This window comes from Azospirillum sp. A23 (assembly GCF_042938965.1).
Lineage (GTDB): Bacteria > Pseudomonadota > Alphaproteobacteria > Azospirillales > Azospirillaceae > Azospirillum > Azospirillum melinis.
Genome location: NZ_CP170665.1, coordinates 64,579 through 78,519, shown reverse-complemented (window position 1 = coordinate 78,519; position 13,941 = coordinate 64,579). Strand labels below are relative to the sequence as shown.

The following is a 13,941-nucleotide window of genomic DNA, read 5'->3' as shown; positions in this document are numbered from 1 at the left end:
GCGGCGGACCGCCCCGCGAGATCCCTTTGGCACAAGCTCAGCGCGGGGCCAGCACCATGACCATCATGCGGCCTTCGACCCGGGGCATCTGCTCGACCTTGGCGATGTCCTGGAGCTGGTCACGCACGCGGACGAGCACGTTCAGACCGAGATCCTGGTGCGCCATCTCGCGACCGCGGAAGCGCATGGTCATCTTGACCTTGTCGCCTTCCTCGATGAAGCGGATGGCGGAACGCATCTTCACGTCATAATCGTGATCGTCGATGTTCGGCCGAAGCTTGATTTCCTTCAGCTCGATGATCTTCTGCTTCTTCCGCGCCTCGTTGGCCTTCTTCTGCTCCTCGAAACGGAACTTGCCGTAATCGAGGATCTTGCAGACAGGCGGATCCGCCTGGGGCGCCACTTCGACGAGGTCGAGGTCGGCATCCGCGGCGGCTTCCAGCGCTTGGCGGAGCGGCACCACGCCGACCATCTCGCCGTCGGCGCCGACGAGGCGGACCATACGGGCGGTGATTTCACGGTTGAGGCGCGGGCCTTCGCGGACGGGGTCCGCGTCGTAGAGCTTGGCTATGGTGATCTCCTGTGGTCGTGGATGGGTAGAAAGGGACGAGCCCGGGCCGATAGGATCAGCCCAGGATGTCGAGCACAATCTGCCGCAGTTCGCCCCGGGTCAAGCCGGACGGCTCAGGACTGGAGCGAAAATCGGGCTTTTTGCTCTCAACTGCGGCGAATTGGCCAGCGGTGAGGCGGGTGGAGGCCCGCTGGACCGGCGCAAAGGCGGGCTGGGCGGCAAAATGGCCGGCGGTCTGCGAAAGGGCGGAAACGATCGGGGTCGTCATGAAAATCCTCCAGGCCGGATGGGCGGACCGATGGATTTCGGTGCCGGCCGGCTCTTGTTTGTGTGGCGTCGTGAACGGGAGCCGCCGCGGCGCAACACCGCTGCAGGAGGCTCCGATAAAGCAAAACAGGCCCCGGTATGGGCATGTTCCAAACGGCCGGCGCCCCCACGAAGGCTCTCTCCCGCCAGGGCGGAAAAGGTGGGGGCGGCACAGCCCGAGCGGTTCTGCCCAGACGGTCTTCGGCTTTTCTCCAGATGGGGAGCGGGGTCGGATTTTCAAGCCGTTCCGCACCGGTTCCCCGTCTTACCGCCGGACCCGCAGGGAACGCGGGAAGCCCTTGATGGTTTCGTCTCAACCGGACCTGACGATCGGGACGGGCGGCCGAAGGAGGGTGGCGATGCGGTGGCAGGGCGGACGGGAAAGCGAGAATGTCGAGGACCGCCGCGGACAGGGAAGCCCGGGCGGCGGCGGGTTCGGCGGTGGGGGCGGGGGTATCCGCATCGGCCCGGGCGGGCTGGGCGTCGGCGGCGTCATCGTGGTGCTGCTGGTCTCGATGGTGCTGGGGGTCGATCCCACGGTGCTGCTGGGCGGCGGCGAGCAGGGAGACCGGACCACCGCAGACCGCACCCAGATCGGCGAAGCCGCTCCGCGCAGCCAGGCTGACGACGAGCTGAAGCGCTTCGTCTCAGTCGTGCTGGCCGACACCGAGGACACCTGGCAGGGCCTGTTCCAGCAGATGGGGCGCCAGTACCAGGACCCGACGCTGGTGCTGTTCACCGGCACGGTGTCGTCGGGCTGCGGCCGGGCGCAGGCGGCGATGGGGCCCTTCTACTGCCCGATGGACCGCAAGCTCTACATCGACCTCGGCTTCTACCGCGAGCTGCGCGACCGCTTCCAGGCCCCGGGCGACTTCGCCCAGGCCTATGTCATCGCCCATGAGGTCGGCCACCATGTGCAGAACCTGCTGGGCATCTCCGACAAGGTGCAGGCGGCCCAGCAGCGGGCGGGCGGCCAGGCCGAGGCCAACGCCCTGTCGGTGCGGCTGGAGTTGCAGGCCGACTGCTTCGCCGGCATCTGGGGCAACCACGCCAACCGCGACCGCAGGATGCTGGAACCCGGCGACGTCGAGGAGGCGCTGACCGCCGCCAGTGCCATCGGCGACGACCGCCTGCAACGTCAGGCGCGCGGCACCGTCAGCCCCGACAGCTTCACCCATGGCAGTTCCGCCCAGCGCGTCCGCTGGTTCCGCACCGGCATGGAAAGCGGCCGGCTGGAAGCCTGCGACACCTTCAGCACGGACCGGCTGTGAGAGGATGAGGGCCGGGAAGAGGGTTAACCTCCCGGCCCGCGCATGAGCCGCAGATAGTCGAGCACGCGGGCAGTGCGCCAGTCGGGATCGGCCCAGCAGGCGGCCTCCCGGGCGCGGCGGCAAGCGGCGACCGCCTCCAACCGGGGCTGGCCGGTCAGCGGGCGCAGGTCGGCGGGGATGGCGGCAAGACAGGCGGCGGCGAGGTCCGCGGGCGGGGCGGGGCCGGTCTCCAGCCAGCGTTCGGCCTGCTCGAACCGGTCGCGGCACATCAGCGCGATCATGTAGTCGCAGGCCGATTGCAGGCCGGGCGCCAGCCGGCCGGGACTGACCGACAGCACCGGCAGCAGCGGGGCCAGCGTCGGTGCCAGATGGTTGGCGTAGAGCGTCGCCCCCCAGTAACGCTCCGCCGTCTGCCGGAAATGATCGAGGTCGCGCACCGGCACCAGACCGGACTCCGCGATGGGCAGGATCTCCACCTTCGGCTTGGTGACCACCACCGTGTCGTTCGACACGTCGACATAGAGCGCACCGATCTGGAGCGCGTTCTGGAAATACTGCCCGCGCAGGACGCCCCAGACGCTTTGCAGAACGCCGCCCCCCTCGACGAAGGCGCGCAGCGCGCGCTCCACCGGGCCGGCCGGCTGGGCCAGACGCAGCGACAGGCGGGCGAAGAGGTCGCGGGTGATCTCCTCGCAGCGGCCATAGGGATAGGGCTTGCCGCCGGCCGGCGGCAGGCCGGCGAGCGCCCGGTCGCTCTCCTCGCGCAGCGCCATGAAATAGCCGAAGAGGGCCGCCGGGTCGCCGCCCAGATGGAGGGCGGTCAACGCCGACTGGCGGTCGTCCACCGGGGCGATCTGTTGCGGAAGAAGGGGCGGGTGCCGGGCTGTCATGGCAGATCGGGTTTTGGACGGCAAGTTTCGGACGAGCGGTGTCCGGGGAGGTTGGCACCCTTGCCGGTCCCGGCGCCAGAGTTTCCGACCCCAGGCCCCCATGGACGGGTCTTGCCGGCGGAAGGGGGGGTTGCGCAAAGCCATCCCGCCCGTCACACATTCGGCGACCGCAGGCGGGACACCTGTCCGGGCGGTCCAGTCCTTTCGAACGGAACGGCACGATGAGCACAGCGGACACCCAGCCCGACATGCAGGCACCCGACATCCAGTCCCTGGAAAGCGCCTATCGCGGCCGCAGCGCGCGGGTGGCGGTGGTCGGGCTCGGCTATGTCGGACTGCCGCTGGCCCTGGCGCTGACCGGGGCCGGCTTCACGGTCACCGGCTTCGACATCGACCCGGCCAAGGCGGCGGCGCTGAACGGCGGACGCTCCTACATCCGGCAGATCGCCGACAGCCGTGTCGCCCAGGCGTCGGCGACCGGGCGGTTCCGGGCGACGACCGATGCCGACGCGTTCGCCGCCTGCGATGCCGTGATCGTCTGCGTCCCCACCCCGCTGTCGCCGCAGCGCGAGCCGGACCTGAGCTTCGTCGAGGCCTCCACCCGGCTGATCCGCGACCGGCTGCGCCGCGGCCAGCTGGTGATCCTGGAATCGACCACCTGGCCCGGCACCACCGACGAGGTGATGCGGCCGATCCTGGAGGAGACCGGGCTGGCCAGCGGCCGCGACTTCTTCCTGGCCTATTCGCCCGAGCGCGAGGATCCCGGCAACATCACCTTCACCACCAGCACCATCCCCAAGGTGGTCGGCGGCGACGACGAGGGCGCGCGCCGGCTGGCGGTGGCGCTCTACGAGCAGGTGGTGCCGCAGGTGGTGCCGGTGTCGGGCACTCGGGCGGCGGAGGCGACCAAGCTGACCGAGAACATCTTCCGCTCGGTCAACATCGCCCTGGTGAACGAGCTGAAGATCGTCTTCGAACCGATGGGCATCGACATCTGGGAGGTGATCGAGGCGGCGAAGACCAAGCCCTTCGGCTTCATGCCCTTCTATCCCGGCCCCGGCCTGGGCGGCCACTGCATCCCGATCGACCCCTTCTACCTGACCTGGAAGGCGCGCGAGTACCAGATCTCCACCCGCTTCATCGAGCTGGCGGGCGAGGTCAACACGATGATGCCGCGCCATGTGGTGGATCGGCTGGCCCTGGCGCTCGACCGGCAGGCCGGGATCGGGCTCAGCCGGTCGCGCATCCTGCTGGTCGGCATGGCCTACAAGAAGAATGTCGACGACAGCCGGGAATCGCCAGGGCTGCGGCTGATGGAGATGCTGCTGGAGCGCGGGGCGGCGGTCGAGTACCACGACCCCTTCATCCCCGTGCTGCCGGTCACCCGCGAGCATGCCGCACTCGCCGGCCGCCGGTCCGTCGAGTGGACGGCGGAACGGCTCGCCGGCTTCGACGCGGCGGTGATCGTCACCGACCATGACGGCATCGACTGGCAGGGCCTCGCCGCCCACTGCCCGCTGGTGGTCGACACCCGCAACGCCATGCGCGCCGTCGAGGGCTTCGCCGACCGCATCGTGAAGGCCTGAGGGCGGGGCGCAGCGGACGGCGGTTGCAACAGCGTGGAACGTGCCGGGCGGCGGCGTTCCATCGACGGGGCCGACGGGAAAGACGGCTGGAACAGCGTGAAACACGCCAAGCGCTGCCGTTCCATCCGGCGGGCCGGCACCGGGGTCCGAGATGGGGCCAGCGGCGGGGCCGGATGGAACGCTGTGGAACAGGGCGGACGGCGGCGTTCCATCGGTCGGGGAGGCCCCCCTGCCATGCCCCCTGCCATGCCTTGGCGCAGGCGATCCTGAACAGAGGGGAGGGGAAGGCATGGCGTCGGCTCCGCAACGGTGAGTCCTACGCCATTCTATAGGAATTTGTTCCCCTGAGGCGGCGTCAAGTTCAACGGAGCGCCGCCATCAGGGATGGACTTACAACTCCTCTTCGCCGCCGAAATCGCCCCAGCCGCTGTCCTCGACCGTCTGTTCGACATGATCGGTGGCGGCGGTGGCCGCATCGGTGGCGGCACCGGCGGCTTCGGCCGCCACCGCCTCGCCGCCGGAGAACATGCTGGAGAGCGCGCTGCCGATCAGCATGCCGCCGGCGACGCCGGCCGCCGTCTGCATGGCGCCGGCCATGAAGCCGCCGCCGGCCCGCGGCTGCTGGGCATAGCCGGCGACGCGCGGGTCGCCATAGGCGGGCGTGCCTGATGCTGCCGGCGGACGGCCCCAGGGCGAGCCGGCCGGCATGGCAGCGGCCGGAGCGGCTGCGGCCGGGGCAGACGCCGGATATGAGGGCTGCGGAGCAGGACGGCTGCTGCCGCCGAACAGGCTGCCGAACAGGCCGCCGCCGCCGGGCTGGGCCGGGCCCGCGGGGGCGGCCGGTCGCTCGCGCAGCTGGCGCTCCAGCTCCTCGTTGCGGCCCTGGGAGGCGGCGAGCGCCTGCTCCATCATCACGATGGCCTGCGCCATCAGGTAGGGGGCGGCCGGCTGGCGGGCGATCCGCTCGCGGATCAGCGCCTCGGCCTCGGGATCGCGCGGGCCGGATTGCGCCTCGGCCTGATGCAGCTTGGCGAACAAGTCGTCGATGATCTGGCGTTCGGTGTGGTCCATGGCGATGCTCGTCTTCATCAAAAGGTTGGGAATGAGGCGGGGGAAGGAGTCAGGGTCTCGGCCCTGGGCCCGGCGCCGACGCCCCGCAGGCGCACGGAGCCGGCCGCCCAGAGGGCGACCGCCAGGAGCGGCGGCACAGCCGTGCGGCGCGCCGGAGGGGCGGCGCGTTGGGGATAAGGCCGGGAGCAGGGAATGCCGGGGGCCCTGTCTCAGGGGTAAGGGCATCAGTCCCTCCAAGTGCGGTCACGCCCGTCGGCGCAAAAGCAGGTGAAGAGATCCGACATCGCGACCACGTCTAAGTCGCCAGAGGGGCCCGGATCCGGTTGTAGAGCACGTGGCCCCGTTCCGGCCCGCTTTCAAGACACCCCGCTTGCCTTTTCCTTAGATAAGAACATATTGCGAACATCCTGAAAGGAAGAGGGAAGCCATCGCGGTGGATGACGCGCTGCTCGACAAACTCGAAATCCTGGCGGATGCGGCGAAATACGACGCCTCCTGCGCGTCGTCGGGGGCGAAGCGGCGGACGGGCGGGCCGGACGGCATCGGTTCGACCACCGGGGCCGGCATCTGCCACGCCTATACGCCGGACGGGCGCTGCGTCTCGCTGCTCAAGATCCTGCTGACCAACTATTGCCTGTTCGACTGCGCCTACTGCATCAACCGCCGCTCCTCCAACGTGCGGCGCGCGCGGTTCAGCGTCGACGAGGTGGTGCAGCTGACGCTGGGCTTCTACAAGCGCAACTGCATCGAAGGGCTGTTCCTGTCCTCCGGCATCATCCGCTCGCCCGACCACACGATGGAGCAGCTGATGCTGGTGGCGCGCACGCTGCGGCGCGACCATGGCTTCGCCGGCTACATCCATCTGAAGACGATTCCGGAGGCCAGCCCCTGGCTGATCGAGCAGGCCGGGCTGTGGGCCGACCGGCTGTCGATCAACCTGGAACTGTCGTCGGACCGCAGCCTGAAGGAGTTCGCGCCGGAGAAGGACGGCACCTCGATCAAGGCGGTGATGGGGCAGGTCGGCGAACGCATCCTGGAGGCCAAGGAGGAAAAGCGCCGCTTCTCCCCCGCAGGTCAGAGCACCCAGATGATCGTCGGCGCCGACGCCTCCACCGACCTGTCGGTGCTGGAGACCAGCGACACGCTCTATCGCCGCTATGGGCTGCGCCGGGTCTATTATTCCGCCTTCAGCCCGATCCCGGAGGCGAGTTCCGCTTTGCCGGCCAAGCCGCCGCCGCTCCAGCGCGAGAACCGGCTGTACCAGGCCGACTGGCTGCTGCGCTATTACGGCTTCACGGTGGACGAGATCGCCGCCGGGGGCGAGGGCGGGATGCTGGATCTGGGCGTCGACCCCAAGCTGGCCTGGGCCCTGAAGAACCGCGAGCGCTTTCCGGTCGACGTGAACAGCGCCGACCGCGAGATGCTGCTGCGCGTGCCGGGGCTGGGGGCGCGGGCGGTCGACAAGATCGTCGAGGCGCGCCGCCACACCACCCTGCGGCTGGAGGATGTGGCCCGGCTGTCGTCGGGGCTGAAGCGGGCGCGCGCCTTCCTGATCGCCGCCGACCACCATCCGGGCGGGCTGACCGACCGCGCCGACCTGCGGCAGCGGCTGGTGGCGCCGCCCAAGCAGCTCAGCCTGTTCTGAGGGGCCGAGCCATGCGGCATGTGGAGTTGAAGGACGGCGCCGATCTGGACGGCTTCCGCCGCGCCCTGCGCGGGCTGGTCGCGCTCGGCGCCGATCCGGACGGGGTGGTGTGGAGCGGCGGGGCGGCGCCGTCGCTGTTCGGCGATGCCGCCCCGTTGCCGGCCGATGCGCCGCCGGTTCCGCTGCCCCGGCCGGTGGGGGCGCTGATCGAAAGCGTGGTCTGCCACCGCGATCCGGAGCGTTATGGCCTGTTGCACCGGCTGGTCTGCCGGGTGGTGCGGGGGGAGCGCGACATCCTCGACCACCATGCCGACCCGCTGGTCCATCGGCTGGCGATGCTGGACAAGGCGGTGCGGCGCGACCTGCACAAGATGCACGCCTTCCTGCGCTTCCGCGAAGTTCGGGATCCCGATGGCGGGGAGCGCTACGTCGCGTGGTTCGAGCCCGACAATTTCATCGTCGAGGCGACCGCCCCCTTCTTTGTCGAACGGTTCGAGAGCCTGGTCTGGACGATCCTGACGCCGGTCGGTTCGCTGCAGTGGGACCGGCGCTCGCTGACGGTCGGGCCGGCGGCTTTGAGGCCGGAGGGGCTCGACCGCGACGACCGCTTCGCCGAGGGCTGGCAGCGCTATTACGAGAGCACCTTCAATCCCGCGCGGGTGAACCCGACGGCGATGCGGGCGGAGATGCCGCGGAAATACTGGGCCAACCTGCCGGAAGCCGCGGCCATTCCCGGAATGATCCGCTCCGCCCCCGCCCGCGTCCAGGCGATGATCGAGGCGGAGGCCGCGGCGCCCCGGCGCCGCAACCCCGACAAGGCCGTCGCCGCCATGGCCCGGCAGGAGCCGGCGACGCTGGCCGAGCTGAACCGCATCATCCGGGCGGCGGATCCCCTGGTGCCGGGGGCGACGCAAGCCGTGCTGGGCGAGGGGCCGGTGGGGGCCGCCATCGCCATCGTCGGCGAGCAGCCCGGCGACCACGAGGATGTGGAGGGCCGGCCCTTCGTCGGCCCGGCCGGGCAGCTGCTTACCCGCGCGCTGGAGGAGGCCGGGATCGAGCGCGGCGCCGCCTACCTGACCAACGCGGTGAAGCATTTCAAGTTCGTCGCCCGCGGCAAGCGCCGCCTGCACCAGTCGCCGACCGCCGGCGAGGTGAAGCATTACCGCTGGTGGCTGATGAAGGAGCTGGGCTTCGTCCGCCCGCGTCTGGTGGTGACTCTGGGCGCCACCGCGGCGCTCGCGCTGACCGGGCGCAGCGTCTCGGTCCTGCGGGAGCGCGGGCCGATGGGGTTCGGCGACTGGGAGGGGCTGGTCACCGTCCACCCGTCCTACCTGCTGCGCCTGCCGGCGGGCGAGGGGGCGGAGCAGGCCTATCGCGACTTCGTCGCCGACCTGCGGCGGGCACGGGAGATGGTGGCGGGGGCGGGTTGACGGCTTGTGTCGATGAAAAGTTATCCAGAGTGATGGTGCTTCACTCAGCCGCCGCCGGCGGGCGACCGGGGCGGCGAGGGCGCAGGAAGGCGGCCAGAGGCAGGGGGTCTCGGTCGATGGCGCGGCAGGCGATCAGCAGCGCCCGAGGAACCGAACTGACACCGGTGCGATAGTTGATCCAGGTGTTGACATGCAGCGCGAACAGATCGGCCGCCTCAGTGTTGGACAGACCATGCCGGTCCTGCCACTCCGACAGTTCGGCCGCGCCGAAGACGGCTTGCTGTTCGGCCAGCAACTCCAGATGCACACTGTCGATCGACAGGTCCTCGTCCCCGGCCCATTGGATAGTGTCGCCGTCTTCACCGATCTCGGGCTTTGCGAAGATGGTGGGCACGCGCAGAGCGTCAATCTTGTGCAAGGCGATCCAGCCAGCCAGATCGACGGACACCCCGCCCCCACCGACCCAATCGACAGTCAGGATGGTTCCGGGGCCGGCCTCGACCGCAGCAATCAGCGGGACGGGGCGGGGGTCGGTCCCGATAACGAAGCCTTCTGACATGGAACCTCCCTTTCAGGTGGTGGGGCTGTGCGGGTTGAGGGTATTCCAGGCGGCGATCAGTTCGGCACGGTGCATGACGGCCCAGGTCCGGATTTCAGGCCACAGGTCGGACGGCACCTTGCCGCGGATGACGATGACGGGATCGATACCGACCAAGGCGTTGACGTCGGGCCCTTTGACGTGGAAGTGGGGCGGATTGTGGTCGCGCCCCTGGACGACCACCCGCAACTTTCCGAAGGTCGTCAGCTTGCCCAAGTTGGCTCCGCCATTGATGGCTCAAAATACCCTATTTTTTGTGCTTCTCCTCATACAATATTTGTGGATCTTTTAGAAAGCAAACTGTCTTGTAGGACGAGCAGGAGCGAAACCCATCCTCTCTTCTCCCCCTCAGATCACCTCGCGCCGCCGCAGTTCCCCGATCACCTGGGCGACCATCGCGTCGGTGCCGTGTTCGGCGCCCTTCAGCGTGATCTCCGGCGCGTCCGGCGGCTCGTAGGCGCTGTCGATGCCGGTGAAGTGCGGGAGCTGGCCGGCGCGGGCCTTCCTGTAGAGCCCCTTGGGGTCGCGGGCCTCGCAGACCTCCAGCGGGGTGTCCATGAAGATCTCGACGAACTCGCCGTCCTCCACCAGGGAGCGCGCCATCCGGCGCTCCTCGCGGAAGGGGGAGATGAAGCTGACCAGCACGATCAGCCCGGCGTCCACCATCAGCTTCGACACCTCGGCGACGCGGCGGATGTTCTCCACCCGGTCCTCGTCGGTGAAGCCCAGATCGCGGTTCAGCCCGTGGCGGACATTGTCGCCGTCGAGGATCATGGTGCGGCGGCCGAGACGGTGCAGCTCCTGCTCCAGCCGGTCGGCAACGCTGGATTTGCCGGAGCCGGACAGGCCGGTGAACCAGAGCACGCAGGGCTTCTGCAAGTTCCCCGCCCGTGCCGCCTTGTCCAGCTTCGAGGCGTGGCGGTGGATGTTGGAGGCCCGGCGCAGCGGGAAGCGGATCATGCCGCAGCCGGCGGTGGCGTTGGTCAACCGGTCGATCAGGATGAAGCTGCCGGTCTCGCGGCTGTCGGCATAGGCGTCGAACGGGATCGGCCGGTCGAGCGCCAGATTGCAGAAACCGACGTCGTTGAGGTCCAGATGCTTGGCGGCGGCATGCTCCTGGGTGTTGACGTTGATGGTGTGCTTCAGCTCGGTCACCTGGGCGCCGACCGTCGCCGTGCCGGCCCGCAGCAGGTAGGAGCGGCCGGGCAGCAGCGGCTGCTCGTCCATCCACACCACATGCGCCGCGAACTGGTCGGCCACCTCCGGCCGGCCGGCGGCGGCGACGATCATGTCGCCGCGGCTGGCATCGACCTCGTCGGCCAGCACCAGCGTGACCGCCTGTCCGGGCAGCGCCGTCCCAAGATCGCCGTCCATGGTGACGATCCGCGCCACCCGGCTGGTCCGCCCGCCGGGCAGGATGGCGACCTCGTCGCCGGTGCGCAGCGCGCCGCCGGCCACCGTGCCGCAGAAGCCGCGGAAATCCTGGTTGGGCCGGTTGACCCACTGCACCGCCATGCGGAAGGAGCCGAGCTTTTCCTCCGCCGCGGCGTCGACGCTCTCCAGATGGCCGAGCAGGGTGGGGCCGCCGTACCAGCCCATATGCTCCGATGGTTTGGTAACGTTGTCGCCGGTGAGCGCCGAGACCGGGATGCAGGTGACCTCGTCGATGCCGATGCGCTGGGCGAAGACGCGGTAGTCGGCGGCGATCCGCTCGAAGGTCTCGCGGCTCCAGCCGACCGCGTCCATCTTGTTGACCGCCAGCACGACATGGCGGACGCCCAAGAGCGAGACGATGGTGCTGTGGCGCCGGGTCTGGGTCAGCACCCCCTTGCGCACGTCGACCAGCAGAACCGCGGCGTCGGCGGTGGACGCGCCGGTGACCATGTTGCGGGTGTACTGCTCGTGGCCCGGCGTGTCGGCGACGATGAACTTGCGGCGCTCGGTGGTGAAGAAGCGGTAGGCGACATCGATGGTGATGCCCTGCTCGCGCTCCGCCGCCAGCCCGTCGACCAGCAGGGCAAGGTCGAGCTGGCCGGCGCCGGTGGTGCCGAAGCGGCCGGAGTCCGCCTCCAGGCTGGCCAGCTGGTCCTCAAAGAGGCATTTGCAGTCGTAGAGCAGCCGGCCGATCAGCGTCGACTTGCCGTCGTCTACCGAGCCGCAGGTGATGAAGCGCAGCAGGTCCTTGCCGTTCTGGCGGGCGAGATACTCCTGCACCTCATTGGCGGCATCGGAGGGGGCGGCCTCAGAGGGGGCGGCATCCGCAGGAGCGGTGGCGGGATCGAGATCCGTCAGCATCAGAAATAGCCTTCCTGCTTCTTCGCTTCCATCGAGGCGGCGGCGTCCTGATCGATCACCCGGCCCTGCCGTTCCGAACCGGTGGACAGCAGCATCTCGCGGATGATCTCGGGCAGGGTGGCGGCGGTGCTGCGCACGGCCCCGGTCAGCGGATAGCAGCCGAGCGTGCGGAAGCGCACCCAGGCCATCTCCGGCACCTCGCCGGGCCTCAGCGGCAGCCGGTCGTCGTCGACCATGATCAGCGTGCCGTCGCGCTCCACCACCGGGCGCGGCTTGGCGAAATAGAGCGGCACCACCGGGATGGCCTCCTGGTGGATGTATTGCCAGATGTCCAGCTCGGTCCAGTTCGACAGCGGGAACACGCGGATGCTCTCGCCCTTGTGGATGCGGCCCTGGTAGAGGCTCCACAGCTCCGGCCGCTGGTTCTTCGGTTCCCAGCGGTGGGAGGATGTCCGGAAGGAGAAGATGCGCTCCTTGGCGCGGCTCTTCTCCTCGTCGCGGCGCGCCCCGCCGAAGGCGGCGTCGAAGCCATGGGCATCGAGCGCCTGTTTGAGCGCCTGCGTCTTCATCACGTCGGTGTGGACGGCCGAACCATGGCTGACCGGGCCGATGCCCTGGCGCACGCCGTCCCGGTTGATGTGGACCGTCAGGTCCAACCCGAGATCCTGCGCCATGCGGTCGCGGAACGCGATCATCTCCCGGAATTTCCAGGTCGTGTCGACATGCAGCAGCGGGAAGGGCGGCTTCGACGGATAAAAGGCCTTCATCGCCAGATGCAGCAGGACCGAGCTGTCCTTGCCCACCGAATAGAGCATGACCGGCTTGTGGAACTGGGCCGCCACCTCGCGCATGATGTGGATGCTCTCCGCCTCCAGCCTTTGCAGGTGGGTGAGGCGGGCCGGCGTGGTCAGGATGGCAGGCAGCACGTCCTCAAGACCGGAAGCGGGCTGGGGGAGATCCCTTGCCGCGGGGCGGGTGTCGAACAGTGGGTCAAGCAGCATAGCCGGCCTTCTTCTGCATGTCTCCGGCCACGGCGTCGAACACGGTCCGACGCTTGCGCGACCATTGGATCGGGCGCTTCGACGGGTCGAAGCCTTCGGGTTTGGTGACGGGGGTCCAGCTGACCTCGCCGTTGCTGCGCGAGGCGCGGGACGATCCCAAAATGGGAAGGTCGCCGATCCGCTCGAACGGATAGCGGCCCTCGTCCAAATCCAGGAAGCGCATGAGGTCGCGGGCCGTGCCGTCGGGGGCGGCCACCGCGTCCTCGAAACGGACCAGCCGGCAGGCGTCGGCGCTCATCCGGCTCTGCGCCTCCAGCGCCGCCTCGGTGCCGAAGCTCCATTCCCGGCAGACATCGGCGAAGGTCCGGCCCAGGAAGCGCAGCGGCCAGGTGTCGATGGTGGACTGCACGGCGCGGCGGCCGTCGCGCAGCACGATCAGGCAGCGCTCCGCCGGGAACAGGTAGGGGAAATAGCGCATCATCCGGGTGTGGGGCGACTTGATCACCACCGTCTTGCCGGCCGGGAAGTCGGCTTCGATCCGGCGCAGGAAGCCGTTCACCATATAGCAGAAGGTTTCCAGATCGCTGAACGACTCCCGGTTGCGCCGGTAGAGACGCAGGAAGCGCCCCTCGTAGGTCCGCGCATCCTCCAGCGTGTTCAGGAACGGAAGCTCGCGGATGCCATAGGGATTGACCAGCACGTCGGGATGCAGTTCCAGCAGGCTCTGGAGATAGTTGGTGCCGCTGCGCGGCATCACGCCGTGCAGGAAGACGATGCGGGGGGCAGACGCAAAAGCTGGCGCCAGGGCCGGCGCATCGGACGCCATCCCACGGACGGATCGGGCGACCGACCGCAGATGGCGGGCGTTCTCCTCGGTGAACCAGGGATCGAAGAAGGCCGATCTTTCGGTGCTTGGAAGTCGGAGAAGCCGTTTCCCAACGAACCCGATCTCTTTTTGAAGACGATGAACCGCACCGTCACCGAAATGATGCCTTAACGACGTGGCACAATGATCGGCTGCCAGGGTCTTTCCATTCCAAAACACAACAGCCTCCTTTTGCATCACCGCGTCTCCGGGCGATCCGTCTTCCCCGCGACCTCGGCAATCGGTGCGTCTTTCCTGAAAATCGGCCAAGCGCCCTCTCTCAAGGCTAGTTATGGTCCTGCCGGATAAGCTTTTTTAGCTCTAATCCGGATTTAACCCCATGGGCTTACAAATATACGGATGCAATCCTCAATGGTGGACCGGAGTCTACGTGGAAACCACATGAGAAGGC

13 protein-coding genes are annotated in these 13,941 nt (G+C 68.7%); 4 read left to right on the top strand and 9 right to left on the bottom strand.

Going from position 1 to position 13,941, the window contains the following annotated elements; all coding sequences use genetic code 11:
* Positions 1–37: 37 nt before the first annotated feature.
* Both infC and ABNQ40_RS08465 read right to left on the bottom strand, forming a co-directional pair.
* Positions 38–502 carry a translation initiation factor IF-3 gene (gene infC, locus ABNQ40_RS08470; protein WP_014190042.1) on the bottom strand — a complete coding sequence of 155 codons (465 nt, stop codon included), beginning with the start codon at positions 500–502 and terminating at the stop codon, positions 38–40.
* A 124-nt stretch (positions 503–626) separates the two neighbouring features.
* The gene (locus ABNQ40_RS08465) at positions 627–839 is read right to left on the bottom strand and encodes a hypothetical protein (protein WP_109047024.1); all 213 of its coding nucleotides are present in this window, start codon (positions 837–839) and stop codon (positions 627–629) included.
* A gap of 397 nt (positions 840–1,236) precedes the next feature.
* Between ABNQ40_RS08465 and ABNQ40_RS08460 the strand changes: the two genes are divergently transcribed.
* Entirely contained in the window at positions 1,237–2,148 is a 912-nt protein-coding gene (locus tag ABNQ40_RS08460) for a neutral zinc metallopeptidase (RefSeq protein ID WP_109047025.1), read from the top strand.
* A gap of 23 nt (positions 2,149–2,171) precedes the next feature.
* Here ABNQ40_RS08460 and ABNQ40_RS08455 read toward each other — a convergent pair whose 3' ends face one another.
* Positions 2,172–3,038, bottom strand: a complete 867-nt coding sequence (locus tag ABNQ40_RS08455) for a hypothetical protein (protein WP_109047026.1) — start codon at positions 3,036–3,038, stop codon at positions 2,172–2,174.
* 221 nt (positions 3,039–3,259) lie between these two features.
* Here ABNQ40_RS08455 and ABNQ40_RS08450 point away from each other — a divergent pair, with 221 nt between their 5' ends.
* Positions 3,260–4,624, top strand: a complete 1,365-nt coding sequence (locus ABNQ40_RS08450; RefSeq protein WP_109047027.1) for a nucleotide sugar dehydrogenase — start codon at positions 3,260–3,262, stop codon at positions 4,622–4,624.
* A gap of 390 nt (positions 4,625–5,014) precedes the next feature.
* On the opposite strand, the gene ABNQ40_RS08445 is transcribed toward ABNQ40_RS08450, so the two are convergent.
* The gene (locus ABNQ40_RS08445) at positions 5,015–5,695 is read right to left on the bottom strand and encodes a DUF2076 domain-containing protein (protein ID WP_109047089.1); all 681 of its coding nucleotides are present in this window, start codon (positions 5,693–5,695) and stop codon (positions 5,015–5,017) included.
* 433 nt (positions 5,696–6,128) lie between these two features.
* On the opposite strand from ABNQ40_RS08445, the gene ABNQ40_RS08440 reads away from it, so the two are divergent.
* Positions 6,129–7,340 (top strand): putative DNA modification/repair radical SAM protein, encoded by a 1,212-nt coding sequence (locus tag ABNQ40_RS08440; protein ID WP_109047028.1) that lies wholly within the window; start codon positions 6,129–6,131, stop codon positions 7,338–7,340.
* Positions 7,341–7,351: 11 nt separating this feature from the next.
* On the top strand, positions 7,352–8,770 hold the full coding sequence (locus ABNQ40_RS08435; protein ID WP_109047029.1) for a UdgX family uracil-DNA binding protein: 1,419 nt from the start codon (positions 7,352–7,354) through the stop codon (positions 8,768–8,770).
* 40 nt (positions 8,771–8,810) lie between these two features.
* Here the strand turns inward: ABNQ40_RS08435 and ABNQ40_RS08430 are convergent, their stop codons facing one another.
* The 5 genes from ABNQ40_RS08430 to ABNQ40_RS08410 all read right to left on the bottom strand — a co-directional run bounded on the left by ABNQ40_RS08430 (position 8,811) and on the right by ABNQ40_RS08410 (position 13,490).
* Complete coding sequence (locus tag ABNQ40_RS08430; protein ID WP_109047030.1) at positions 8,811–9,329, bottom strand: DUF2442 domain-containing protein; 519 nt, start codon at positions 9,327–9,329, stop codon at positions 8,811–8,813.
* Positions 9,330–9,341: 12 nt separating this feature from the next.
* Positions 9,342–9,584 carry a DUF4160 domain-containing protein gene (locus ABNQ40_RS08425; RefSeq protein ID WP_109047031.1) on the bottom strand — a complete coding sequence of 81 codons (243 nt, stop codon included), beginning with the start codon at positions 9,582–9,584 and terminating at the stop codon, positions 9,342–9,344.
* Positions 9,585–9,716: 132 nt separating this feature from the next.
* Positions 9,717–11,663 (bottom strand): sulfate adenylyltransferase subunit CysN, encoded by a 1,947-nt coding sequence (gene cysN, locus ABNQ40_RS08420; RefSeq protein ID WP_109047032.1) that lies wholly within the window; start codon positions 11,661–11,663, stop codon positions 9,717–9,719.
* Entirely contained in the window at positions 11,663–12,514 is an 852-nt protein-coding gene (gene cysD / locus ABNQ40_RS08415; RefSeq protein ID WP_247879448.1) for a sulfate adenylyltransferase subunit CysD, read from the bottom strand. Before cysD ends, cysN begins: the two co-directional genes overlap by 1 nt.
* Positions 12,515–12,653: 139 nt before the next feature.
* Entirely contained in the window at positions 12,654–13,490 is an 837-nt protein-coding gene (locus tag ABNQ40_RS08410) for a sulfotransferase (protein ID WP_109047033.1), read from the bottom strand.
* Positions 13,491–13,941: the final 451 nt, after the last annotated feature.

Bases quoted from the DNA above. Each gene is read 5' to 3' on its own strand.
- ABNQ40_RS08435 (WP_109047029.1), top strand. From the start codon at position 7,352: ATGCGGCATGTGGAGTTGAAGGACGGCGCCGATCTGGACGGCTTCCGC.
- ABNQ40_RS08445 (WP_109047089.1), bottom strand. From the start codon at position 5,695: ATGGACCACACCGAACGCCAGATCATCGACGACTTGTTCGCCAAGCTG.
- cysD (WP_247879448.1), bottom strand. From the start codon at position 12,514: ATGCGCGAGGTGGCGGCCCAGTTCCACAAGCCGGTCATGCTCTATTCG.
- infC (WP_014190042.1), bottom strand. From the start codon at position 502: ATGGTCCGCCTCGTCGGCGCCGACGGCGAGATGGTCGGCGTGGTGCCG.
- ABNQ40_RS08455 (WP_109047026.1), bottom strand. From the start codon at position 3,038: ATGACAGCCCGGCACCCGCCCCTTCTTCCGCAACAGATCGCCCCGGTG.
- ABNQ40_RS08450 (WP_109047027.1), top strand. From the start codon at position 3,260: ATGAGCACAGCGGACACCCAGCCCGACATGCAGGCACCCGACATCCAG.
- ABNQ40_RS08465 (WP_109047024.1), bottom strand. From the start codon at position 839: ATGACGACCCCGATCGTTTCCGCCCTTTCGCAGACCGCCGGCCATTTT.
- cysN (WP_109047032.1), bottom strand. From the start codon at position 11,663: ATGCTGACGGATCTCGATCCCGCCACCGCTCCTGCGGATGCCGCCCCC.
- ABNQ40_RS08430 (WP_109047030.1), bottom strand. From the start codon at position 9,329: ATGTCAGAAGGCTTCGTTATCGGGACCGACCCCCGCCCCGTCCCGCTG.
- ABNQ40_RS08410 (WP_109047033.1), bottom strand. From the start codon at position 13,490: ATGGCGTCCGATGCGCCGGCCCTGGCGCCAGCTTTTGCGTCTGCCCCC.
- ABNQ40_RS08460 (WP_109047025.1), top strand. From the start codon at position 1,237: ATGCGGTGGCAGGGCGGACGGGAAAGCGAGAATGTCGAGGACCGCCGC.